Origin of the sequence: Streptomyces sp. NPDC101152 (genome assembly GCF_044768275.1) — a bacterium.
GTDB lineage: Bacteria > Actinomycetota > Actinomycetes > Streptomycetales > Streptomycetaceae > Streptomyces.
In genome coordinates this window covers 122,450-143,726 of record NZ_JBIWPO010000015.1, presented here as the reverse complement: position 1 = coordinate 143,726, position 21,277 = coordinate 122,450, and the positions used below count along the sequence as shown (strand labels likewise).

At 71.7% G+C, this 21,277-nt stretch carries 21 protein-coding genes and 1 tRNA gene; 13 read left to right on the top strand and 9 right to left on the bottom strand.

Annotated elements, in window-relative coordinates:
- Positions 1 to 157: 157 nt before the first annotated feature.
- The 4 genes from ACIRVK_RS21450 to ACIRVK_RS21435 all read right to left on the bottom strand — a co-directional run bounded on the left by ACIRVK_RS21450 (position 158) and on the right by ACIRVK_RS21435 (position 3,168).
- Positions 158 to 1,324 carry a lipid-transfer protein gene (locus ACIRVK_RS21450; protein ID WP_404249290.1) on the bottom strand — a complete coding sequence of 389 codons (1,167 nt, stop codon included), beginning with the start codon at positions 1,322 to 1,324 and terminating at the stop codon, positions 158 to 160.
- Entirely contained in the window at positions 1,321 to 1,740 is a 420-nt protein-coding gene (locus ACIRVK_RS21445; RefSeq protein ID WP_404249288.1) for a MaoC/PaaZ C-terminal domain-containing protein, read from the bottom strand. The genes ACIRVK_RS21450 and ACIRVK_RS21445 overlap by 4 nt, the downstream gene beginning before the upstream one ends.
- Positions 1,737 to 2,675, bottom strand: coding sequence for a bifunctional MaoC family dehydratase N-terminal/OB-fold nucleic acid binding domain-containing protein (locus tag ACIRVK_RS21440; protein WP_404249286.1), 939 nt, complete (start codon positions 2,673 to 2,675; stop codon positions 1,737 to 1,739). Before ACIRVK_RS21440 ends, ACIRVK_RS21445 begins: the two co-directional genes overlap by 4 nt.
- Positions 2,676 to 2,856: 181 nt before the next feature.
- Positions 2,857 to 3,168: a hypothetical protein gene (locus ACIRVK_RS21435; RefSeq protein ID WP_404249284.1), complete on the bottom strand. Its 312-nt coding sequence runs from the start codon at positions 3,166 to 3,168 to the stop codon at positions 2,857 to 2,859.
- A 350-nt stretch (positions 3,169 to 3,518) separates the two neighbouring features.
- Here ACIRVK_RS21435 and ACIRVK_RS21430 point away from each other — a divergent pair, with 350 nt between their 5' ends.
- Entirely contained in the window at positions 3,519 to 4,388 is an 870-nt protein-coding gene (locus tag ACIRVK_RS21430; RefSeq protein ID WP_404249282.1) for a bifunctional DNA primase/polymerase, read from the top strand.
- Between the two features lie 58 nt (positions 4,389 to 4,446).
- Positions 4,447 to 4,878, top strand: coding sequence for a hypothetical protein (locus ACIRVK_RS21425; RefSeq protein WP_404249280.1), 432 nt, complete (start codon positions 4,447 to 4,449; stop codon positions 4,876 to 4,878).
- Between the two features lie 256 nt (positions 4,879 to 5,134).
- On the opposite strand, the gene ACIRVK_RS21420 is transcribed toward ACIRVK_RS21425, so the two are convergent.
- Positions 5,135 to 5,221: transfer RNA gene (locus tag ACIRVK_RS21420), tRNA-Ser, on the bottom strand.
- A gap of 89 nt (positions 5,222 to 5,310) precedes the next feature.
- Entirely contained in the window at positions 5,311 to 6,774 is a 1,464-nt protein-coding gene (locus ACIRVK_RS21415; protein WP_404249279.1) for a S1C family serine protease, read from the bottom strand.
- 256 nt (positions 6,775 to 7,030) lie between these two features.
- On the opposite strand from ACIRVK_RS21415, the gene ACIRVK_RS21410 reads away from it, so the two are divergent.
- The 3 genes from ACIRVK_RS21410 (at position 7,031) to ACIRVK_RS21400 (ending at position 9,781) form a co-directional block, all read left to right on the top strand.
- Positions 7,031 to 7,861 carry a glycerophosphodiester phosphodiesterase gene (locus ACIRVK_RS21410; protein ID WP_404249277.1) on the top strand — a complete coding sequence of 277 codons (831 nt, stop codon included), beginning with the start codon at positions 7,031 to 7,033 and terminating at the stop codon, positions 7,859 to 7,861.
- A gap of 146 nt (positions 7,862 to 8,007) precedes the next feature.
- Positions 8,008 to 8,652 carry an ATP-binding protein gene (locus ACIRVK_RS21405; RefSeq protein WP_404249275.1) on the top strand — a complete coding sequence of 215 codons (645 nt, stop codon included), beginning with the start codon at positions 8,008 to 8,010 and terminating at the stop codon, positions 8,650 to 8,652.
- A 166-nt stretch (positions 8,653 to 8,818) separates the two neighbouring features.
- Positions 8,819 to 9,781: a DUF5926 family protein gene (locus tag ACIRVK_RS21400; protein ID WP_404249273.1), complete on the top strand. Its 963-nt coding sequence runs from the start codon at positions 8,819 to 8,821 to the stop codon at positions 9,779 to 9,781.
- Between the two features lie 245 nt (positions 9,782 to 10,026).
- Here ACIRVK_RS21400 and ACIRVK_RS21395 read toward each other — a convergent pair whose 3' ends face one another.
- Both ACIRVK_RS21395 and ACIRVK_RS21390 read right to left on the bottom strand, forming a co-directional pair.
- Positions 10,027 to 10,593 (bottom strand): hypothetical protein, encoded by a 567-nt coding sequence (locus ACIRVK_RS21395; RefSeq protein ID WP_404249271.1) that lies wholly within the window; start codon positions 10,591 to 10,593, stop codon positions 10,027 to 10,029.
- Positions 10,594 to 10,648: 55 nt separating this feature from the next.
- Positions 10,649 to 11,314: a bifunctional DNA primase/polymerase gene (locus tag ACIRVK_RS21390; RefSeq protein ID WP_404249269.1), complete on the bottom strand. Its 666-nt coding sequence runs from the start codon at positions 11,312 to 11,314 to the stop codon at positions 10,649 to 10,651.
- Positions 11,315 to 11,809: 495 nt separating this feature from the next.
- Between ACIRVK_RS21390 and ACIRVK_RS21385 the strand changes: the two genes are divergently transcribed.
- The 4 genes from ACIRVK_RS21385 to ACIRVK_RS21370 all read left to right on the top strand — a co-directional run bounded on the left by ACIRVK_RS21385 (position 11,810) and on the right by ACIRVK_RS21370 (position 17,711).
- Positions 11,810 to 13,321, top strand: a complete 1,512-nt coding sequence (locus tag ACIRVK_RS21385; protein ID WP_404249267.1) for a PP2C family protein-serine/threonine phosphatase — start codon at positions 11,810 to 11,812, stop codon at positions 13,319 to 13,321.
- A gap of 116 nt (positions 13,322 to 13,437) precedes the next feature.
- Entirely contained in the window at positions 13,438 to 14,925 is a 1,488-nt protein-coding gene (locus ACIRVK_RS21380) for an aminopeptidase P family protein (RefSeq protein WP_404249265.1), read from the top strand.
- Positions 14,926 to 14,998: 73 nt separating this feature from the next.
- Positions 14,999 to 16,366 (top strand): PLP-dependent aminotransferase family protein, encoded by a 1,368-nt coding sequence (locus ACIRVK_RS21375; protein ID WP_404249263.1) that lies wholly within the window; start codon positions 14,999 to 15,001, stop codon positions 16,364 to 16,366.
- Positions 16,367 to 16,433: 67 nt separating this feature from the next.
- Positions 16,434 to 17,711 carry an MFS transporter gene (locus ACIRVK_RS21370; RefSeq protein WP_404249261.1) on the top strand — a complete coding sequence of 426 codons (1,278 nt, stop codon included), beginning with the start codon at positions 16,434 to 16,436 and terminating at the stop codon, positions 17,709 to 17,711.
- Positions 17,712 to 17,729: 18 nt separating this feature from the next.
- Here the strand turns inward: ACIRVK_RS21370 and ACIRVK_RS21365 are convergent, their stop codons facing one another.
- Entirely contained in the window at positions 17,730 to 18,176 is a 447-nt protein-coding gene (locus tag ACIRVK_RS21365; RefSeq protein WP_404249259.1) for an ATP-binding protein, read from the bottom strand.
- 223 nt (positions 18,177 to 18,399) lie between these two features.
- Here ACIRVK_RS21365 and ACIRVK_RS21360 point away from each other — a divergent pair, with 223 nt between their 5' ends.
- The 4 genes from ACIRVK_RS21360 (at position 18,400) to ACIRVK_RS21345 (ending at position 21,275) form a co-directional block, all read left to right on the top strand.
- Positions 18,400 to 19,215, top strand: a complete 816-nt coding sequence (locus tag ACIRVK_RS21360; RefSeq protein ID WP_404249257.1) for a hypothetical protein — start codon at positions 18,400 to 18,402, stop codon at positions 19,213 to 19,215.
- 149 nt (positions 19,216 to 19,364) lie between these two features.
- On the top strand, positions 19,365 to 20,093 hold the full coding sequence (locus ACIRVK_RS21355; protein WP_404249255.1) for a YcnI family protein: 729 nt from the start codon (positions 19,365 to 19,367) through the stop codon (positions 20,091 to 20,093).
- 79 nt (positions 20,094 to 20,172) lie between these two features.
- The gene (locus ACIRVK_RS21350; RefSeq protein WP_404249254.1) at positions 20,173 to 20,826 is read left to right on the top strand and encodes an SCO family protein; all 654 of its coding nucleotides are present in this window, start codon (positions 20,173 to 20,175) and stop codon (positions 20,824 to 20,826) included.
- Entirely contained in the window at positions 20,823 to 21,275 is a 453-nt protein-coding gene (locus ACIRVK_RS21345; RefSeq protein WP_404249252.1) for a copper chaperone PCu(A)C, read from the top strand. The genes ACIRVK_RS21350 and ACIRVK_RS21345 overlap by 4 nt, the downstream gene beginning before the upstream one ends.
- The last annotated feature ends 2 nt before the right edge of the window (positions 21,276 to 21,277 follow it).

Here is a 21,277-nt window from a genome sequence, read left to right as displayed (position 1 = left end):
AAGCGGACTCCGCCTCAGGTTGTAGGGGTGGGGCTCGCTGCACCTCCTGAAGGTGGACGAGCGGGTGACGTGTACTGCGGGATCACCCTGGGATCACCCCTGAGGGGAAGCCCGGGGGTTCACCGCGGGCACCCCGCTGCGGCCGCTCCGGCGCAGGTCAGCCGTCCGCGGCCAGGACCAGGCCCGAGGTGGGCACCCCGGTGCCCGCCGTGACCAGGACCCGCTGCGCGCCCGGTATCCGGTTCACCGCCGTCCCCCGAAGCTGCCGTACCCCCTCCGCGATCCCGTTCATCCCATGGAGGTACGCCTCTCCCAGCTGGCCGCCGTGCGTGTTGATCGGCAGGCTCCGACCGGCCACGAAGTCCGCCGCCTCGCCCCGCCCGCAGAACCCGAACTCCTCCAGCTGCATCAGCACGAACGGCGTGAAGTGGTCGTACAGGATCGCCACGTCCACGTCGGCCGGGGTGAGCCCGGAGGTCCGCCACAGCTGGCGGGCCACCACGCCCATCTCCGGCAGACCGCTCAGGTCGTCCCGGTAGAAGCTGGTCATCTGCTCCTGTCCGCGTCCCGCGCCCTGGGCGGCCGCCGCGACGACCGCCGGCCGGTTCGGCAGATCGCGGGCCCGCTCGAGAGACGTCACGACGATCGCCTGGCCGCCGTCCGTCTCCTGGCAGCAGTCCAGGAGCCTGAGCGGCTCGACGATCCAGCGGGAGGCGGCGTGCTCGGCGAGGGTGATCGGGCGGCCGTGGAAGTACGCCGCCGGGTTCGTCGCCGCGTACGTCCGGTCGACCACCGCCACCTGCCCGAACGCCTCCGGTGTCAGCCCGTGGGTGTGCAGGTAGCGCTGCGCCGCCATCGCCACCCAGGAGGCCGGGGTGAGGAGCCCGAAGGGCAGGGACCAGCCGAGCGCGGTGCCCTCGGCCGACGGCTCGCGGTGCTGCACGCCGGAGCCGAAGCGGCGCCCGGAGCGCTCGTTGAAGGCCCGGTAGCAGACGACGACCTCGGCCACCCCGGCGGCGATGGCGAGCGCGGCCTGCTGGACGGTCGCGCAGGCGGCGCCGCCGCCGTAGTGGACCCGGGAGAAGAAGGACAGCTCACCGATCCCGGAGGCCTGCGCCACGGTGATCTCCGGACTGGTGTCCATCGTGAACGTGACCATCCCGTCCACGTCGCCCGGCGTCAGCCCCGCATCCTCAAGCGCCGCCCGCACCGCCTCCACGGCCAGCCGCAGCTCGCTGCGCCCCGAGTCCTTGGAGAACTCCGTGGCGCCGATGCCGACGACGGCCGCCCGCCCGCCGAGAAGGTCCGGTGCGCGCACGCTCATCCGGCACCTCCCGAAGGGACGGTCACCGTCACCGTGCCGGTGACGTGTCTGCCGATGCCGTTCGCCCCGACCACCCGGACCGTCGCCGTGTCGCCGTCGGCGTGCTCGACGACCTCCTCGACCGTGCCCGTCAACACCATGGTGTCACCGGGGTAGTTGGGCGCCCCCAGCCGTATGGCGACCTTGCGCAGCACGGCTGTCGGGCCGAAGTGGTCGGTGATGTAACGGCCCACCAGGCCGTTGGTCGTCAGGATGTTCATGAAGATGTCCGGGGAGCCCTTCCGCCGGGCCAGCTCGGCGTCGTGGTGCACGTCCTGGTAGTCGCGGGAGGCGATGGCCCCGGCGACGATCAGCGTGCAGGTGATCGGGATCTCCAGCGGCGGAAGCTTCTGCCCGGCCCTCGTAAGCCCGCTCATGCGACCTCCTCCCGGGCACGGAACACCGGCAGCACCAGGTCGTCGTCGTAGGACTGGAACTCGAGACGGACGGGGAGCCCGATGCGCACCTTGTCGTAGGGCGTCCCGATGACGTTGCTGATCATCCGGACGCCCTCCGTGAGCTCTATGAGGGCGACCGCGTAGGGCGGGTCGAAGGCCGGGAAGGGCGGGTGGTGCATCACGACGTACGAATAGACCGTGCCCTCCCCGCTCGCCTCGACCGTGTCCCAGTCCGGGGCGCCGCAGCGGTTGCAGCCCGGCAGCCAGGGGAAGCGCAGGGTCCGGCAGGCGGTGCAGCGCTGGATGAGGAGCCGGTGGTGCTCCACCCCCTCCCAGAAGCCGGCGTTGTCACGGTTGACCACCGGGCGGGGGCGGCGGGCGGGCTGCCGTTCCGCGGTCTCGCCCCGCTGCTTGCGACCTCCGCCCGCGGGGGCGTACTTGAGGATGCGGAAGCGGTGGGTGCCGGCGAGGTCCTGGCCCGGGCCGACCCGGATCTCCGTGCGGGTGGTGACGAAGTAGCCCGTCCCCAGCCTGGTCGTCTTGCGCTCCGACACCGACTCGATCACGGTGTCGAAGGTGATCTCGTCGCCCGGCCGCAGGACTAGGACGTACTCCTGCTCGCAGTCCGTGGCGACGACCGAGGTGCAGCCCGCCTCGTCGAGGAGGCCGAGCAGGTCGTCGTACGCCTGCGAGCGGCCCGTGTGGCCGGTCAGGCCGCCCATGGTCCAGGCCTGGAGCATGGTGGGCGGGGCGATGGCGTCCGGGCCCTCGTACACCGGGTTGGTGTCGCCCATCGCCTCGCACCAGTGCCGGATCATGGGCAGGTTCACGGGGTCCTTGCCCGCTCCGGCGACCGCGGCCGGCCGTCCCTCGTAGGCCTTCAGCCGTGCGCCCAGCTCGTCCTCGCTCACCATCGCCCCCTCGTCCCGAGAGTTTCTGACTGTCCGTCAGATGAGGTCGGCTGTCAAGGTCGGATCCGCGACCGCCGAAACGCGTGCACGCAACGAAAACGCCTGCGCGGCGACGCCGAAGCATCGCCGCGCGGACGCGTTGCCCCACACCCCCGGTCCGACCTCGCGGGTCAGGACCGTCGGCTCACCACAGGTGACTGAAATGGACGACGACGTCCTCGTTCCCCTGCTGGACCGCCGTGAAGGCGGAGCCGTCGACCTGTGCGGTGTTGCTCTGGTTCGAGGCGCCGGAGCCGACCGCGTTCTGGTTCGTGGTGGACGAGTTGCCCTTGTTGTCGTGTCCGACGCCGCCGCCGACGACGCTCGCGACACCCGCGTTCGATCCGTTGCCCGCGAGGGCGCCGTTGTCCGCTGCCGCGACGCCGGTGAACAGGGCGGCTGCCAGCGGGAGGGCGGAGACGGCGGCGATGATGCGGGCGGTACGGATGCTTGCCATGTTTCTTCCTCCAGAACCCGGCTCTCCAGCCGGTAGTGCGTCAAGTAAGGCTGCTACCAAGGAAGTTGGCCGACCACCTCGGTTCTGTGCACGACGTCGCAAGACCAGGGTTGCCCACCGAATCCCCGGCGAACCACCCCGGAAGCCGCGATTCCTCCTCAAGTGCTACGACAAGTCGATAAACCCCTTTCACCCCTTTCTCGGCCCAGTTCGGTGCAGTGCGGACACTCACCTCTCCCGTGACACAAGGGGCGAAGCGTTTCAGCACTTTTCCGGCCAACTCGCCCGCCCCCGGCGCGTCGTGTTCGACCCCTCTTCCCTTTTTCGAACGTACGTACGAGCATAGAGGCATGGCCACCACCGACCGGCAGGCCACGACGCTGGCCCTCGCACACGCCCTGTCAGCCGCCGAGCGCGGACTGGCCGTCATCCCGCTGTCCCGGACCAAACTCCCGGCCCTGCGCTCCCCCCACCGCGACGACCCCGACCCCCAGCCCTGCCACGGCGAGTGCGGACGCCTCGGCCACGGGGTCTACGACGCCTCGACCGACCCGGCGCGCATCCGCGAACTGTTCGCCGCGGCCCCCTGGGCCACCGGCTACGGCATCGCCTGCGGCCTGCCGCCCCATCACCTGATCGGCGTCGACCTCGACACCAAGTCCGGCACGGACTCCTCGACGGCCCTGCGCGAACTGGCCCTGCGCCACCTGTTCACCATCCCCGACACGGTGGTCGTGCTCACCCCGAGCGGCGGCCGCCACCTGTGGCTGACCGGCCCGCCGGACGCGGCCGTCCCCAACTCGGCCGGCCGCCTGGCCCCCGGCATCGACATCCGCGGCGCCGGCGGCTACCTCGTCGGCCCCGGCTCCCGCACCGACCACGGCGCCTACACGACCGCCCCCGGCACCGCCCACCTCGCCCCGGCCGCCTGTCCGCCCGCCCTGCTGCGCCTGCTGCTCCCGCCGCCACGGCCCGTCCACCCGGCCACGCACCCCTCGGCCGGCGACCATGGGCAGGGCCTGGTCCAGTTCGTCCTCGCGGCACACGAGGGGCAGCGCAACACCCGCCTGTTCTGGGCGGCCTGCCGGGCCTACGAGAACGGCATCGGCCCCGCCCTCGTCGCCCCCCTGGTCGACGCCGCGCTCAACGCCGGTCTGACCGAGCGCGAGGCCCGGGCGACGATCGCGTCGGCGGCGCGGATGACGGGGCACCGGCCGTGAGGCCACCCGCGCCGAAAAGCAAAGGAAGTCCATGCAAGACCGCCCTAGAGTGCGGTTCATGTCGCTGACCCGCGTGATCCTCACCTCCGGCCGCTCCGTCGACCTCACCGAGCTCCGGCTGTCGTCGACGTACGGCGGAATGCTGGAGGGCTATCCCTGCAAACTGGTCAACGACATGAAGATCAAGGGCCTGCTCCGCACCGCCGAGGGCGCCTTCCCGAGCTCACCGGTCCACCTCGTCCCGCCCGCGCGCGAGTACCCCGACCAGTACTCGGGCGCGTTCGGCCCGGTCGAGGTCCTGCCGCCGGTCGCCTGCGTGGGCTCCCTGCACTCAACCGCCCTCGATCCGGCCCACGACCCGGTCCTTTACCGCTCCTCCCTCACCGTCATCTGGTTCCAGCCGACACCGCGCGTACCGGACGAGTGCGAGGCGGAGGCGGGATTGCGCGAGGTGGACTGGGCAGCACTGGCACGGGACTTCGAGCTCTAGGGCCTGTTGCGAAAGTGGCGTCGTCGCCCGGAGGGCGGCCGCGCGGCGTCGTGGGGGGAGCGTGCTCTCGGCGTGCCGGCCGGAAGACGCCGTTGATGGACCGGGCGTACTCGGGCTTTCGGGCGGTGCGGCGAGAGCACGTGCCGGGCGTCGCGCGGCAGGCGCCACTTTCGCAACAGGCCCTAGCCGGACCAGCGCCCGGGCACGCATGAAGCCCTGGCACCGGAATGATTCCGGTGCCAGGGCTTCATGGATGCGGTGGGTGTGGGATTTGAACCCACGGTGACATCGCTGCCACGACGGTTTTCAAGACCGTTCCCTTAGGCCGCTCGGGCAACCCACCCCGCGCCGCCCACGAGATCGGCGGCGCGGGAACAGGGTAACCGGTCCGCACGCGCGCGCGTGGTCGGTTGTTGATCGACCCGGGGTGGATCAGTTGTCGCCCACCCGGGAGCCCAGAGTCAGTTCGACGGTGTGGGACGAGCCGCCGCGTTCGTAGGTGATCGTGACCTTGTCGCCGGGCTTGTGGGTCCAGATCTCGCCGATCAGGGTCGGACCGGAGTCGATCACCATGTCGTCGAGCTTGGTGATGACGTCCCCGGGCTTGAGGCCGGCCTTGTCGGCGGGGCCGCCGGACTCCACCGCGGAGGCGCCGCCCGCGCCCTGCTGGGTGATCTTGGCACCGTTGCCGGAGTCCTGCAGGGAGACGGACGCGCCGATCTTGGCGTAGACCGGCTTGCCGGTGCTGATCAGCTGCTGGGCGACGTACTTGGCCTGGTCGATCGGGATGGCGAAGCCCAGGCCGATCGAGCCGGACTGGCCGCTGCCGCCCAGGCCACCGCTGCCGGTGGACTGGATCGCCGAGTTGATGCCGATCACGTTGCCCTGGGCGTCGAGGAGGGGGCCTCCCGAGTTGCCCGGGTTGATCGAGGCGTCGGTCTGCAGCGCGCTCATGTAGGAGGCGCTGGAGCCCTGGCCGTCGCTGGAGGCCACCGGGCGGTTCTTTGCGCTGATGATGCCCGCCGTCACCGTGTTGGACAGGCCGAAGGGGGCGCCGATGGCGATGGTGGAGTCGCCGACGGCCACCTTGTCGGAGTCGCCCAGGGTGAGCGGCTTGAGGTCCGACGGGGGGTTCTTGAGCTTGATGACCGCGACGTCGTAGCCCTGCGCGTGGCCGACCACCTCGGCGTCGTACTTCCGGCCGTTCGGGAAGGTCGCCGTCAGCTTGCCGCCGTCCAGGGAGTCGGCGACGACGTGGTTGTTGGTGACGATGTGGCCCTGGGTGTCGAAGACGAACCCGGTTCCGGTGCCGCCCTGGCCGTTGGTGGACTCGGCCTCGATGGTGACCGTGCTGGGCAGCGCCCGTGCGGCCACGCCCGCCACCGTGCCCGCGTCGCGCTTGACGCCACCGCCGCTGGTGGAGGCGGAGACCGTCGTCGAGCCGCTGTTGTTGTCGTTGTTCTTGGCCAGCGTGTAACCGAGACCGCCGCCCAGGCCGCCGGCGACCAGGGCGGCCACCAGGATCGCGGCGAAGAGACCGCCGCGGCCGGACTTCGGCGCCGGCTGCGACGGGTACGGGGATCCCCAGCCGGAGTCGGCACCGCCGCCGCCGGCGGCGTACGCGGGCGTCGCGGGGGGCGGGGGCGGCCAGGAGGCGTCCGGAGCGGAATGCCCCTGGGGGTTGTTCGGGTCCGTCGACGCGTACGCGGGCGCGTGGCCGGCGTGCGCCAGGTCCTGTCCCTGGTCTCCGGGGGCGCTCGCGGGCGTCGGAGGAAGCAGGGTCGTCGGTGCGCCCCCCTCGGGTGCGGCGGGTGCCGAAGGAGCGGGAGCGTCCACCGGCACGGGGGGTGCAGACGGGGCCGGGGGTACCGGGGTGCCCTCGTTCTCGGTGCTCACAGCTTCTCTCCTCGATCCACGGCTGTTGTTCTGGGTCGCACTCGGTCACGCCCGTTCACTTGCTCGACGGTCCGGTGCGCTGCAGCTGTGCATGTCCTTTTGTATGTCGTCAGCTTTTCCCATGAGCCGTCAGGGCACCATAAGCGGTGCCTGTGGGTCCGGGGGCAATCTTTATATAGGTCATGACTCGCAAAAAGGATGCATTCTCTGCCCCTCCGACCGCACGACTACCCCCTGGCGGTGGCACCATGACGCGGTGACCCACGTACGGCAGCACACGATCCAAGTCGTCGCCCACCGCGGAGCGTCCGAGGATGCCCCCGAGCACACCCTCGCCGCCTACAAGAAGGCGATCGAGGACGGCGCCGACGCCCTCGAATGCGATGTACGACTGACGGCGGACGGGCATCTCGTCTGTGTCCACGACCGCCGCGTCAACCGTACGTCCAACGGCCGGGGCGCGGTCTCGGCGCTGGAACTCGCGGAGCTCGCCGCGCTGGACTTCGGCTCGCGCCGGGCGCGCGAGTTCTGGCGGACGCGCGACGAGGAGCCCGACTGGGAGTACCTGCCCGAGGGGCGGGAGCACACCTCCGTACTGACCCTGGAGCGGCTGCTGGAGCTCGTCGCGGACGCGGGGCGGCGCGTGGAGCTGGCCGTCGAGACCAAGCATCCGACGCGGTGGGCGGGGCAGGTGGAGGAGCGGCTGCTGATGCTCCTCAAGCGGTTCGGACTGGACGCTCCCGCCTCGGCCGCCGACTCCCCGGTGCGCGTGATGAGCTTCTCGGCGCGATCGCTGCACCGCGTGCGTGCCGCCGCGCCGACTCTGCCGACGGTCTACCTGCTGCAGTTCGTCTCCCCGCGGCTGCGGGACGGACGGCTGCCGGCGGGTGTCCGGATCGCGGGCCCCTCCATGCGGATCGTGCGCAACCATCCGGGGTACATCGAGCGCCTCAAGGCCGCCGGGCACCAGGTACACGTGTGGACCGTGAACGAGCCCGATGACGTGGACCTCTGCGTCGACCTGGGCATCGACGCCATCATCACCAACCGGCCGCGCGCGGTGCTGCGACAGCTGGGGCGCCTGTGAAGGTGTGTCACTGGTAAATACCTGTGAAGAACCCTTGACCCTTCGACCGGTTTGCAGCCATTCTCCGACTCCGGCCACCGTCGAAATCAAGCCACACGGCTACAGGGAGTGCTCCGGCGCGTTCGGTCCGTATTCGATCGTTGCGAATGCGTCACCGGGCCAGCACTGGCCGGTTTCCGGTACAGGCCAATGGGGCATCCACACCGTGGCGTGGGGCGAAGGAGGTCTCGGGGGTGGCGTTGGTGGTGGCACAGGAGGTGCCCACGTCGTCGAGCATGGCCGTACCCCATGGCCCTGCGGGCGTGGGGGAGGCGAGACACCGTATGCGCGAGCAACTGCGCAGGGGCGGGGTCTCGGAAGCGGTCATCGACGATGCCGTACTGATTCTTTCCGAACTCTTGAGCAATGCGTGCAAGCACGGCCGCCCGCTGGGCGGCGCGCCGGCCGGCGACGGCGACGTCCGGGCCGCCTGGCGGGTCGACCTGAGCGGTCGGCTCACGGTGGAGGTCACCGACGGCGGCGGGCCCACCCGCCCGGCTCCGGCGACGCCCTCGGTCACCGCGCACGGCGGCCGCGGGCTGAACATCATCACCGCGCTGGCCGACGACTGGGGCGTGCGGGACGACGCCCGCGGCGAGGTCACCGTCTGGGTCGTGGTGCACGCGGACGTTCATGATCCTGACGCGGGTCACCGCCGGGACGGCTTCGCCGCGCGCGTCACGGCACCGGTGTCGCGGATCGCGGCGATGCCGGGTCTGGGCTTCTCGGACGCCTTCGACGACCTGGACTGAGGCGCCGGTCGCGGGGCGGACCAGGGTCCGCCGGTTCCGGGACGACCGGTGCGTCGTCCACAGGTCGGCGCGAGGACACCGCGTTGTCCACAGGCTCCCGTCGCCCGAGGCGTGAACGGCTAGGCTCCCGACGTACGAGACGAGCCGTAACCGGGAGACACCCACGATGGCCAAGAAGCGACCCCAGACGAAGGCCAAGCAGCCTCTCGACGACCAAGAGATCCCGGTCGTCGGCGCGCGCGAGCCCTGCCCGTGTGGCAGCGGCCGTCGCTACAAGGCCTGTCACGGCCGGGCCGCCCAGCACGCGGTGACCGAGCTGGTGCACCGTCCCTTCGAGGGCCTCGCGGGCGAGTGCGACTGGGTGGCGCTGCGCGAGCTGGTCCCGGCAGCCACGGTCGAGCTGACGCTGAAGGGCGGCCTCCCCGAGGGCGTCCCGTCCATCACGCTCGCGACGGTGCTGCCGATGGCCTGGCCGGCCCTGCGCCGCGACGACGGCGCGGTGCTGCTCGGGCTGCAGAACGACACGGCGTCGGGTGACATCAGCCGCGACCTCGCCGACACCCTCCAGCGGGCGCTGACCGCCGAACCGGGCACGCCGGTCGAGGGACGGCGCGCCCCCGCCGGGAGTCCGCGGCTGCAGGACCTGCTCGATCCCCAAGGCGCGTTCGAGCCAGTTGTGCACAGCGGCTTCGAGTTCTGGGTCCCGGACCCGGAGAACGCCACCCCTGAGGTGGCCGCTTCCCTGGAGCGGGCGAACGCCGCGGCGATCCCGACCGTGAAGCTGACCGGGGTGGACGCCGCCTACTGGTGCGAGACTCCGGACAAGAACCACCTGCGCTGGGTGATGCCGCACCCGGAGGAGCGGCTTCTGGACGCTCTCGCGCGGCTGCACGCGGCGGGTGGCTCGAACCTCGGGGAGGGCACCCGTCTCGTGGGGTCTTTCCGCGCCCACGGGCTCACCGTGCCGGTCTGGGACCTGCCGAGCGGGGTCGGGGCGGAGGAGATCGAGAAGCCCGCGGCCGAGTTCGCCGAGCGCCTCGCCGACGCCCTCGCCTCCGACGCGCCGCTGACCGCCGACGAGCGCCGCGCGCGCGGTGGGCTCACCAACCGGCAGGTCACGCTCAGTTGACAGACCCTGTCTGCATCGAGCGGGGCTGAACCACCGGTCAGCCCCGCCGGGCTCCCGCACGGCCGGTGACGGTGCTCCCAAGTCCCTTCGGGAACGGGCCGGTAGGTGACCGGAAAGCCCGGATCGAATTTGCGAACCGCCGATCTCTTGTTACCGTTCGAGTAGCCCGGTTGCTGGTGCATCCCCCGTCGCCAGCAACCGGGTCTTCTCATGTCCGCGCTCCTTTGACGGAACGCGGCCACGCGTCAACTGCCGGTAGGCGCACCCGAGTTGCTTCCCGAGCGCAACAGCAGCGGCCCGTCCGCGGCCCGCGCCGCGAACTCGGAGACCGCCGTGTAGGCGTCCAGGGCGCCCCGGGTGCGCTCACGGGGCGTCTCGCACGTCCCTGGATCGTTCCCGGCTCCCACGGCGCAGTTCGTCTGCACGGTCCGGTCGTCGGGCCCCAGGAGGCTCAGTACGGCGCCCAGGGCGTCGCCGGTCGTGTTGCGGAAGTAGGTGCGCGCCCACGTGTACTCGCCCTCCGTGAGCACACAGGTCTGCGCCTCGATGCCGCCGGGTGAGGTGAGTCGGGGCCCGCACCGGGCGGCGGTGGCGAGGCCGAGCCCCAGCAGCAGGGGCGATCGGCCGGCCTCGGCGGCGGGCACTTTCGGGTCGTCGGTGGTCAGGGTGCGTACGACGGCACGGCCCTCGTCGCCCACCGGTCCCGCGGACGCGACGGCCAGCGGCAGTGCGACCGCGCACACCACGGTGCCCGCGAGGGCGAGCAGACGGATCGGGGAGCCCGGGGGACGGCCCCCGGAATGATGCAGCATGAGCGGAAGATAACGACCACGCGCGCGCGTGCCGTACCACGCGCGCTCGACACCCCTACAACTCGGGCGCACTCACACCCGTACGAGTGAGGGCCTCGACCGCCGCGTCCACCACGGGCTCGACATCGGGGACCCAGGGGGAGGCGGAACCGGGAAGCGGGGCGCGCTCCCAGCGGATCTCGCCCTCGCCGGTCTCGGACGGCGGCAGCGCGAGGTAGCCGCCCTCGCCGTGGAAGCGCAGGGAGCCGGGGACGAAGTCCTTGGCGTAGAGCAGTTCGCCCAACTGCTCCAGGGAGTAGGGCTTCACGAGGATCGCCCAGCGGCTGGGCGCGGCCACGACCGGGCCCAGGCGCAGGCCCATGCGGTCGAGGGCGGTGAGGGTGTGCGCGGCGGCCAGGGCCGGCAGGCTCACCGCGCAGGGGGCCTTACCCCCGGTGGCCAGGACGATCGGCGCGGCCGGGCGGTTGGCCCACCACCAGCGCACCATGCGGGCGTCGGTGGTGGCCGCGAGGAGGCCGGGGTCGAAGGGATGCGCGCCGGGGACCGTGCACTCCGGGTCGGGACAGGCGCAGCGGGAGCGTCCCTGCGGGTCCGCCGCCACTCCCGGGAGTACCGGCCACTGCCATTCCGTCGCGAAGGTCAGGGCCGCGCTGATCAACTCAGGCCTTCCGTCGCTGCGCTGGGACAGGAGCCTGCGTCGCCTTCCGAGGATCTCGCGCATGAGCGCTCGTTCCTTTCCGTTGCACCGCTGGCAACACCGTGGGCCACATCACAAAATGTGTCGATCACTTCACTGTGCGTACCTGTTGGCGCATCACACCCCTGCCGGAGACAAGGGGAACCCCTATGGGTCGAACGTTGACTGCTTCCGTGGCAGCCACGCCACCCATACTGCGTCAGTCAAAAGCATGGGCGTGGCGCGGGGTGGCGAAGTCTGGCGTTTTGCCGTCACGCGTTTTTCTCTTCGCCTCCGCCACGGGAGGATGGGGCACGGTCGTCGGTGGATAGGACGCCCGGGTCGGTCACCAGGTTCCGGGTGGCCGTCAAACACCCCTGGTCTTCTCCGAGTACGTACCCATCACGACCGCTGTGACGCTCCGTGGAGCAAGGCCAGTCGACCGCAATACCCCGTTACCTGGGGCAGTTTTAAGCCAACTTTGCTTTATGGCAGGCGAGGCACTTGTTACCCACGGACACCAGGAATCCCAGCAGGACAATGCTGGACATCCCCTCACGAGTGCGTGTACATGTGGAGACACTGCTAGCGGCGCAGAATGACATGGGGGTTTGCGATGCTTTTGAGCAGTACGCACCGGTCGGAAAGCCGGACGCCATGAACGCCCCTCACCCTCCGAAAGTGGCTGGAATCGATGCAACGGTTCCGTCGCCCGCACACACTGTCGCGCCCGCGCCCGTCGCCCCGGGAACCGCTCCGGTCCCCCCGCCGAACCCACCCGGAGCCCTGCTCCAGGACCGCCTCGCCGGCTGGGTCTCCGACCTCACGACCCTGCACGAACTGACCGAACGACTGGCCCGCACGGACACCCTGACCAACGCCCTGACCGAACTGCTGCACGCCGGAGCCGCCCTGGTGGGCGCCCGGCGCGGTCTCGTCGTCCTGGAACCCGCCGACCGGCTGGGACCGGACACGACGATCGGCCTGGGCCTCGGCCGCGCCGACCTCGGTCACATCGAGACCGTGCCGCGCAGCGCCATGTCGTACGGCCGCATCCTGGACGGGCTGCCCGGCGCGGACGCGGAGATCGCCCAGCCCGACCTGCTCGCCGAGGACGGCCTCGACCCCCGCCACCGCGAGGTGGCCGCCCGCCTGGGCTACGCCGCCAGCTACGCCCTCCCCCTGACCGCCGACGCGACGGGCCGCCTGGGCGCCGCCGTGTGGCTGTACGACGAGCCCGCCGAGCCGGTCGAGCGTCAACGCCACCTCGTCGGCCTGTACGCGCGCTACGCCGGCGAACACCTGGCCCGGCTGGTCGAGCTGGAGCGCACGCGCGCGTGCATGGCGACGATGTCCGAGGAGCTGCTGCCGTCCCGGCTCCCCCGTGTCGCCGGTGTCCAGCTCGCCGCCCGGCACCGCACCGGCCCGCGCGGCGGCGGTGACTGGTACGACGCGCTGCCGCTGCCGGACGCCGCCCTCGGCCTCGCGGTCGGCTCGGTGACCGGCTCGGGACCGAGCGCCGTCGCCGCGATGGGCCGGCTGCGGGCCTCCCTGCGCGCGTACGCCGTGATGGAGGGCGAGGACCCGGTGGCCGTCCTGTCCGACCTGGAACTGCTGCTGCGGCTCACCGAGCCCGCCCGCTCGGCCACCGCCCTGTTCGCCTACTGCGAACCCGCGCTGCGCAAGATCACCCTCGCGGGTGCCGGGCACTGTCCGCCGCTGCTTGTCGGCGAACGGCGTACCGAGTACGTGGAGACGTCGGTCTCCGCACCGCTCGGCATGCTCGCCTGCTGGGAGGCGCCCAGCGTCGAGCTCCAGGCCGAGCCCGGCGAGACCGTGCTGCTCTACACCGACGGCCTGCTGCACCGCACCGGCGATCCCACCGACCGCGCCTTCGCCCGCCTACACGCGGCGGCGGCCGGGGTGCCGAGGGCACTGCGCCACGACCCGGACGCGATCGCCGACCACGTGCTGCGCACGGTGCTGCCCGACGAGCTGGACGCGGCGGACCACGAGGAGGACGTCGTCCTGCTGGCGGCGCGGTTCGAATGAGCCGGAGGCGTGTACTTCCGTCCGCGCGCCGCTTCCCTCGGTAACAGGCCCTTCGCCCCTGGGCCCCCTTCCGTACGACCGTACGATGGAGGGGGTCCAGTGCCGTATCGAGGAGGATGACCGTGGCCGACGAGCTCAATCCGGCTGAGACATCTGCTGCTGCCGCAGCGGGCCCGGAAGAGACCGAGGAGCCGATCAAGCAGCGCAAGAACGGCCTGTACCCGGGCGTGTCGGATGAACTGGCCGAGCACATGAAGTCCGGCTGGGCCGATACGGAGCTGCACGACCTGGAGCCGATCGCCCAGGCCGCCGAGACCGCGGCCCGCCGCGCGGCGCTGTCCGCGCGCTTCCCGGGCGAGCGTCTGGTGATCCCCTCGGGGAACCTGAAGACCCGTTCGAACGACACGGAGTACCCCTTCCGGGCGTCGGTCGAGTACGCCTACCTGACCGGCAACCAGACCGAGGACGGCGTCCTGGTCCTCGAGCCCCAGGGCGAGGGACATGAGGCGACGATCTACCTCCTGCCGCGCTCCGACCGCGAGAACGGCGAGTTCTGGCTCTCCGGCCAGGGCGAGCTGTGGGTGGGCCGCCGGCACTCGCTGACCGAGGCCGCCAAGCTCTACGGCCTCCCCGCCTCCGACGTGCGCGAACTCGCCGACAAGCTGCGCGAGGCGACCGGCCCGGTGCGCGTCGTGCGCGGGTACGACGCCGGGATCGAGGCGGCGCTCAACGACAAGGTCACCGCCGAGCGCGACGAGGAGCTGCGGGTCTTCCTCTCCGAGGCGCGGCTGGTCAAGGACGATTTCGAGATCGGCGAGCTGCAGAAGGCCGTCGACTCCACGGTCCGCGGCTTCGAGGACGTCGTACGCGTGCTCGACAAGGCCGAGGCGACCAGCGAGCGGTACATCGAGGGCACGTTCTTCCTGCGCGCCCGAGTGGAGGGCAACGACGTCGGCTACGGCACGATCGCCGCGGCCGGCCCGCACGCGTGCACGCTGCACTGGGTGCGCAACGACGGACCCGTGCGCTCCGGTGAGCTGCTGCTGCTGGACGCGGGCGTCGAGACGCACACGTACTACACCGCCGACGTCACGCGGACGCTGCCGGTGAACGGGCGGTTCAGCGAGATCCAGAAGAAGATCTACGACGCCGTGTACGACGCCCAGGAGGCCGGTATCGCGGCCGTGCAGCCGGGCGGCAAGTACCGGGACTTCCACGACGCCGCGCAGCGTGTGCTGACCGAGCGGCTCGTCGAGTGGGGGCTGGTCGAGGGGCCCGTGGAGCGGGTGCTGGAGCTGGGGCTGCAGCGCCGCTGGACGCTGCACGGGACGGGTCACATGCTGGGCATGGACGTCCACGACTGCGCCGCCGCGCGCGTGGAGTCTTACGTCGACGGCACCTTGGAGCCGGGGATGGTGCTGACCGTGGAGCCCGGGCTGTACTTCCAGTCCGACGACCTGACGGTGCCGCAGGAGTACCGGGGCATCGGCGTGCGGATCGAGGACGACATCCTGGTGACCGAGGACGGCAACCGGAACCTGTCGGCGGGGCTGCCGCGGCGGTCCGACGAGGTCGAGAGCTGGATGGCTTCGCTGAAGGGCTGATGTGCTGTTGATGGCCGGGTACGAAGGGGTGCCCGGCCATTGCTCTGCGGTCCGCGGCTACGGGGGTTGATGGGTGGACGGCTTCTGGTCGGGTGTCGGTGTCGATCTGCATCTCGAGACCGATGACGGCGATGGACGGCGGGTCGGGCTGGAGCGGGCCCTGCGGGACGCCGTGCGGGACGGGCGGCTCGCGCCCGGGACCCGGTTGCCCGCGACAAGGCGGCTCGCCGGTGAGCTCGGGATCTCCCGGGGGACCGCCAAGGCGGCGTACGACCAGTTGGTCGCCGAGGGGTACCTGACCGCTCGCCAGGGGTCGGGAACGCAGGTCGCGCGGTTGCCGTCGGCCGACGCCGAGGCGCCCGACGCGGCCACGCACGCGCGTACCCCGCGTTTCGACCTGCGCCCGGGCAGCCCGGACGTCGGCGCCTTCCCGGCGGCGGCCTGGCTGCGGGCGCTGAGGCGGGCCATCGCGACGGCGCCCCTGCTGGCGTACGACTACGGGGATCCGCGGGGCCGCGTCGAGCTGCGGACGGCGTTGTCCGGGTACCTGGGACGCGCGCGGGGCGTCATCGCGCCCCCGGAGCGCATCGTGATCACCTCGGGCTACATCCAGGGCCTCGCGCTCCTCACCCGCGTGTTGGAGGGCGGCACGGTGGCCATGGAGGATCCGGGGCTGCCGTTCCACCGGGAGGTCGTGCGGCGCAACGGCGGGACCGTGCTGCCGGTGCCGGTGGACGAACGCGGGGCACGCGCCGACGAGTTGGGGGACGTGAAGGCCGTCGTGGTCACTCCGGCCCACCAGTACCCGACGGGCGTCACCCTGCACCCGGAGCGGCGGCGGGCGGTGACGGACTGGGCACGCGCGCGGGGCGGACTGATCGTCGAGGACGACTACGACGGGGAGTTCCGCTACGACCGCCAGCCGGTGGGCGCCCTGCAGGGGATGGCGCCGGGGCAGGTCGTCTACCTGGGCACCGCCTCCAAGACGCTCGGGCCCGCGCTGCGCCTGGGCTGGATGGTGCTGCCGCCGCACCTGGTCGACGCGGTCGCCGACGCCAAGCTGCACAGCGACCACCACACCGAGTCCATCGGCCAGTTGGCACTCGCCGAGCTCATCGACAGCCACGCCTACGACCGGCACGTGCGCGCGTGCCGTCTCCGCTACCGCAGACGCAGGGACCAGCTCCTGGACCGGCTCGGCGGGCGGCGGAAGGTACGCGGCATCGCGGCCGGGCTGCACGCCCTCGTGGAGGTCGCCGACGAGGCGGAGGTGCTGGGGCGCGCCGAGGCGGCGGGGCTCGCGCTCGGGCGGCTCGGCGATCACTGGCACGAGCCGGGCGGGGAACGGCCGCAGGGCGTCGTCGTGGGGTACGGAACACCGCGGGAGCGGGTGTATCCGGAAGCCCTGGAGGTGCTGGGGAAGGTACTGGACGGCAGCTGAATTGGGCCAGTGAGACGGCAAGGGATTGGGACTGCCGAACGGCCCATTGGGATCGTAGCGTCGGAGCATGACCTCTCGACTCGTACCGCCCGTCGGGCCGCGGCGGGTGCTCGCCTTCGCCCAGTTGGCCAACTCCGTCGGCGACGGCGCGTACTACGTGACCTCTGCGCTCTACTTCACGCACGTCGTCGGTCTCGCGCCTCGGCGTGTGGGGCTCGGGCTGACCGTCGCCTGGGCGGTGGGGTCGCTGGCCGGGGTGCCGCTCGGGAGGATCGCCGACCGGCGGGGGGCACGGGGGACGGCCGTGGCGCTCGCGGTGGGAACCGCTGCGGCGGTCGGTTCGTTCCTGGTGGTGCGGGGGTTCGTTCCGTTCGTCCTCGCCGCCTGCGCCTACGCGACGGCGCAGGCGGGTCTGGCGGCCGCCCGGCAGGCGCTGCTCGCGGGGCTGGTGGCGGCCGGGGAGCGGACGGGGCTGCTCGCGCACCTGCAGGCGACGCTGAACGCCGGGCTGGCCGTGGGTGCGGGACTGGGCGGCCTGGCGTTGCAGGCGGGGACCCGGGCCGCGTATTTCGGTGTGTTCGCACTGGACGCGTTGAGCTTCCTGGTGTGCGCGGGGATGTTGCTGCGGCTGCCGCCGGTCGCACCGGCCGGCGTGGCCGCCGCGGGGAAACCGGACGCGCGGGGTGTGCTTCAGGAGCAGCCCGCGCGGAACCGGGACCGGCTCGGTGTGCTGCGGGACCGGCCGTACGCGGTGCTCGCGCTGCTCAACACCGTGCTGCTGCTGCGGATGCCGCTGCTCAGCCTGGGGCTGCCGCTGTGGATCGCCGAGCGGACGACCGCACCGGCCTGGCTGATCTCGGCGCTGTTCGTGCTCAACACCGGGGCGGTGATGCTGTTCCAGGTGCGGACGGCCGGCGGCGTCACCGGCCTGGCGTCCGCCACGCGCGCGGTGCGGCGCTCCGCGTGGGTGATGCTCGGGGCGTGCGCGGTGTTCGCGCTGTCGGCCGGAGTGACGCGGTGGGCGGCGGTGGGAGCCCTGACCGTCGGGGCGGTGCTCCAAGTCGTCGCCGAGATGGGGCAGTCGGCCGGTTCCTGGCAGCTGTCCTTCGATCTGGCGCCGGCGGACCGCGTGGGTGAGTACCAGGGGTTCTTCGGGACCGGGGTGACGGTGGCCCGGACGCTGGGGCCGCTCGTGCTGACCTCGCTGCTGATGGGGTGGGGGACGCCGGGGTGGCTGCTGCTGGGCGGGGCGACGGTGGTGGCCTCGTACGCGATGGGGCCGGCGACGCGGAGGGCCGCCGTACGGACCGGTGAGGACCTCGGGCGGCCGGTGCCGGTGGCCTGACCGACGGCGGGTCCAGGGTCATACCGCCACCAGCGGTGCGTCCTCCCGCCACTTGAGGATCTTGTCGAAGCTCACCACCGTGCCCCCGAGCCCGGGCTTGGCGCCGATGTGGACATGGTCGGCGAGTTCCTGGATGAGACACAGACCCCTGCCGTGCTCGGCGTCGGCGCGCGCGGGACGGGCGGCCTCGGCACCGCAGAAGCCGGGGCCGGAGTCGGTGACCTCGATGCGGCACTTCTCGCCGTCCAGATAGGCGGTGACCCGGTACGCCTCCGAGGACGCGCCCGGCGCGGTGTCCCCGCCGTGCTCCACGGCGTTCGCGCAGGCCTCGCTGAGGGCGACCGAGAGGTCGTAGGAGACGTCCGGGTCGACGCCCGCCGTCTCCATCGTGCCGAGCAGCAGCCGCCGGGCGAGCGGCACGCTCGCAGCTTCCCGCCGCAAATGGAGTGACCACCAGATGCTCATGCTCCAGCCTCCCGGCCGCGGCTCGACATACCGTTTCTTATTGCCGCCCGTGCCCGTGTGTAAGCACGGAGTTGACGTGATGCGGCCCATATGGGCGATGCATCCAAGAAAGAATCCGTGTATGTGGGGTCGGCTCACACCAGAGAGTGATCTTCCGGTCGGTGTCCGACGTTGCGGACCTGCCGCATGACGCCGGTGGGGCCAGTGCGATGATGAGCCCGCCATGACCGACCCCCACCAGCGCACGGCGCGCTCCGGACGAGACGTCCGGATGCTGCGGGCCGCGGTGTTCGCCGCGGTCTGCGTCGCGCTGGCCGCGGCCGGTCACACGCTCGCCTCCTGCGCCACGGTTCCGCTGTGGACCCTGGGCGCGGGCTTCCTCGGGGTGGTCCTGGTCGCGGCACCGCTCGCCGGACGCGCACGTTCCCTGCCCGGCATCGCGGCCCTGCTGGCGGTCGGCCAGACCGTGCTGCACACGCTGTTCGGCCTGGGCCAGAACTCGACGGTGGGCGGCGGGATGTCGATGACGTCGATGTCCGACACCTCCCTGGTCGAACGGGCGGCGCGGTTGGTGTGCGGGACCTCGGCGGCGGCGATCTCGCCCGCACACGCACGCCGCATCCTCGCCGACGCACGGCTGTCCACGGACCCGGCCCTGGGCATGAGCGCCATGCCCCACCGGGCGGACGCCCTGTCCACGGCGGCCGGTTCGTCGCTGCTGCCGTCCCTGCCGATGCTCCTCGGCCACGTCCTCGCGGCCGTCGCGGCCGGCTGGCTGCTGCGCCGCGGCGACCTGGCCCTGCTGCGGCTCATCGACCTGTCGGCCGACTCCTTCGCGGACAGCGCTCTCGTACGGTCCCTGCGTGCGGCGCTCGCGCTGGCGCGTGCCCTGCGCGCCGGGCTCCCGGCGATGCCCGGGACGGCCCCGCGGCCGCCGCGCACCGCCCTGCTCGCGCCCTCCAAGCCCCATACCACCGCACTCCGCCACTCGGTGATCCGGCGCGGTCCGCCGGCCGGCGTGCTCGTCCTCGCCGCCTGACGCGACGCGACCGTCACTCCGCTTCCCGGAGGAGGGGCCGCCGTCACGCGGCGCACGCGCGCGTACCGGCGTTCTCGGCTTTTCGACGCCCACGCGCGCGTACCCCTTCGTCCTCACCGGAACTCACTCGAAGTGGAGTGCTCCCTGCCATGAAGGTCTCTCGTCTCGCCGCCGCCGGTACCCTCGCCGGCTCCGCGGTGCTCGCCCTGTCCGCCCCGGCGTTCGCGCACGTCACCGTGCAGCCGGAGGGCACAGCCGCCAAGGGCGGCTACGCGGTGATCGACTTCAAGGTCCCCAACGAGCGCGACAACGCCTCGACCACCAGGCTCGAGGTCACCTTCCCGACCGACCACCCGCTGGCCTCCGCGCTGCCGGAGCCGGTACCGGGCTGGAAGATCGAGGTCACCAAGTCCAAGCCGGCCAAGCCGGTCGAGATGCACGGCGAGAAGATCAACGAGGTCGTCTCCAAGATCACCTGGACCGCCGACGGCAAGGGCGTGGAGCCCGGTTACTTCGAGAAGTTCCCGGTCTCCGTGGGCGCCCTGCCCGAGGACGCCGACCACCTGGCCTTCAAGGCGCTGCAGACGTACTCCGACAACGAGGTCGTGCGCTGGATCGAGGTCCGGCAGGACGGCGGGCAGGAGCCCGCGAACCCCGCTCCGGTGCTCACCCTGTCCGCCGCCACGGCGGACGGGCACGGCGCGGCGACGGCCGAGGACGCCGCGCAGAAGACGACCGGCTCCGCAGCGGACTCCTCCGGCCCGTCGGGCGACGGCACCGACACCACCGCGCGCGTACTGGGCGTCGTGGGCATCGTCGTCGGCGCGCTCGGCGTGGCCTACGGCGTGCTCGCCGGCCGTCGGCGTACCGAGGCCTGAACTTCCTGATCCACCCCGTGCGGCGGGGGCGCGACACCCCCGCCGCACACCGGATCTCTCACATCTGGGACATTTTTCTATGCGCAAGAAGACGTTCGCCACGGCCGCGCTGCTGGCCGCCGCCACTGTGACCCTCTCCGCCTGCGGCAGCGGTGGCGGCAGTGACTCGCCCGTCGCCGTGGTCTCCGAGGACACCTCGCACAAGGCCGCGACGGTCCTCGACCAGCCGTTCGAGAAGCCCGATCTGGTACTGACCGACACCAAGGGGCAGAAGTACGACTTCCGTAAGGAGACGGCGGGCAGGCCCACGCTGATCTACTTCGGGTACACCCACTGCCCCGACATCTGCCCACTGACGATGAACAACCTCGCCGTCGCCAAGAAGCAGCTGCCCAAGGCGGAGCAGGACAAGCTGCGGGTCGTGTTCGTCACCACCGACCCGGCCCGGGACACCCCGTCCGAACTCGGCAAGTGGCTCAACGGCATCGACCCCCAGTTCATCGGACTGACCGGCGACTTCCCCACCATCCAGGCCGGCGCCCGCACCCTCGGCATCTCCATCGAGCCCACCCACAAGGACAAGAAGACCGGCAAGACCGTCTCGGTGCACGGCACCCAGGTCATCGCGTTCTCCCCCAAGACCGACGGCGGTTACGTCCTGTACGGCGAGGACGCCACCGTCGACGACTACACCAAGGACCTCCCCAAGATCATCAAGGGGCAGAACCCATGAGGCGCCTCACCCCCGCCGCCCTGGCGATAACCGGCGCCGTGGCCCTGGCCGGCTGCGGCGGCTCCGGCAGCTCGGCGCCCGAACTGGCCGTCAGCTCCGCGTACATGCCCCAGCCGGTCACCGGCGAGATGGCCGCGGGCTTCCTGAAGATCGCCAACAAGGGCGGCACCAAGGACGAGCTGACCTCCGTCACCAGCAGCGCCGCCGGCAGCGTCACCGTGCACGAGACCGTGGGACAGTCCATGCGGGAGGTCTCCTCCCTGGACGTGCCCGCACACGGTCAACTCGTGTTCAAGAGCGGCGGCAACCACCTGATGTTCGAGAAGCTGAAGGGGAAGCCGGAGCAGGGCACGAAGGTGACCGTCGAACTGCACTTCGCCAAGTCCCGTCCGATCACGATCGAGATGCCGGTGAAGTCGGCCACGTACAACCCTGCGACGGGCCACTGAGG

What these genes read in the sequence shown, in the direction of transcription:
- ACIRVK_RS21450 (WP_404249290.1), bottom strand. Translation starts at nt 1,324, where the DNA reads ATGAGCGTGCGCGCACCGGACCTTCTCGGCGGGCGGGCGGCCGTCGTC.
- ACIRVK_RS21445 (WP_404249288.1), bottom strand. Translation starts at nt 1,740, where the DNA reads ATGAGCGGGCTTACGAGGGCCGGGCAGAAGCTTCCGCCGCTGGAGATC.
- ACIRVK_RS21440 (WP_404249286.1), bottom strand. Translation starts at nt 2,675, where the DNA reads ATGGTGAGCGAGGACGAGCTGGGCGCACGGCTGAAGGCCTACGAGGGA.
- ACIRVK_RS21435 (WP_404249284.1), bottom strand. Translation starts at nt 3,168, where the DNA reads ATGGCAAGCATCCGTACCGCCCGCATCATCGCCGCCGTCTCCGCCCTC.
- ACIRVK_RS21430 (WP_404249282.1), top strand. Translation starts at nt 3,519, where the DNA reads ATGGCCACCACCGACCGGCAGGCCACGACGCTGGCCCTCGCACACGCC.
- ACIRVK_RS21425 (WP_404249280.1), top strand. Translation starts at nt 4,447, where the DNA reads ATGTCGCTGACCCGCGTGATCCTCACCTCCGGCCGCTCCGTCGACCTC.
- ACIRVK_RS21405 (WP_404249275.1), top strand. Translation starts at nt 8,008, where the DNA reads ATGCGTCACCGGGCCAGCACTGGCCGGTTTCCGGTACAGGCCAATGGG.
- ACIRVK_RS21400 (WP_404249273.1), top strand. Translation starts at nt 8,819, where the DNA reads ATGGCCAAGAAGCGACCCCAGACGAAGGCCAAGCAGCCTCTCGACGAC.
- ACIRVK_RS21395 (WP_404249271.1), bottom strand. Translation starts at nt 10,593, where the DNA reads ATGCTGCATCATTCCGGGGGCCGTCCCCCGGGCTCCCCGATCCGTCTG.
- ACIRVK_RS21390 (WP_404249269.1), bottom strand. Translation starts at nt 11,314, where the DNA reads ATGCGCGAGATCCTCGGAAGGCGACGCAGGCTCCTGTCCCAGCGCAGC.
- ACIRVK_RS21385 (WP_404249267.1), top strand. Translation starts at nt 11,810, where the DNA reads ATGCTGGACATCCCCTCACGAGTGCGTGTACATGTGGAGACACTGCTA.
- ACIRVK_RS21380 (WP_404249265.1), top strand. Translation starts at nt 13,438, where the DNA reads ATGACCGTGGCCGACGAGCTCAATCCGGCTGAGACATCTGCTGCTGCC.
- ACIRVK_RS21370 (WP_404249261.1), top strand. Translation starts at nt 16,434, where the DNA reads ATGACCTCTCGACTCGTACCGCCCGTCGGGCCGCGGCGGGTGCTCGCC.
- ACIRVK_RS21365 (WP_404249259.1), bottom strand. Translation starts at nt 18,176, where the DNA reads ATGAGCATCTGGTGGTCACTCCATTTGCGGCGGGAAGCTGCGAGCGTG.
- ACIRVK_RS21360 (WP_404249257.1), top strand. Translation starts at nt 18,400, where the DNA reads ATGACCGACCCCCACCAGCGCACGGCGCGCTCCGGACGAGACGTCCGG.
- ACIRVK_RS21355 (WP_404249255.1), top strand. Translation starts at nt 19,365, where the DNA reads ATGAAGGTCTCTCGTCTCGCCGCCGCCGGTACCCTCGCCGGCTCCGCG.
- ACIRVK_RS21350 (WP_404249254.1), top strand. Translation starts at nt 20,173, where the DNA reads ATGCGCAAGAAGACGTTCGCCACGGCCGCGCTGCTGGCCGCCGCCACT.
- ACIRVK_RS21345 (WP_404249252.1), top strand. Translation starts at nt 20,823, where the DNA reads ATGAGGCGCCTCACCCCCGCCGCCCTGGCGATAACCGGCGCCGTGGCC.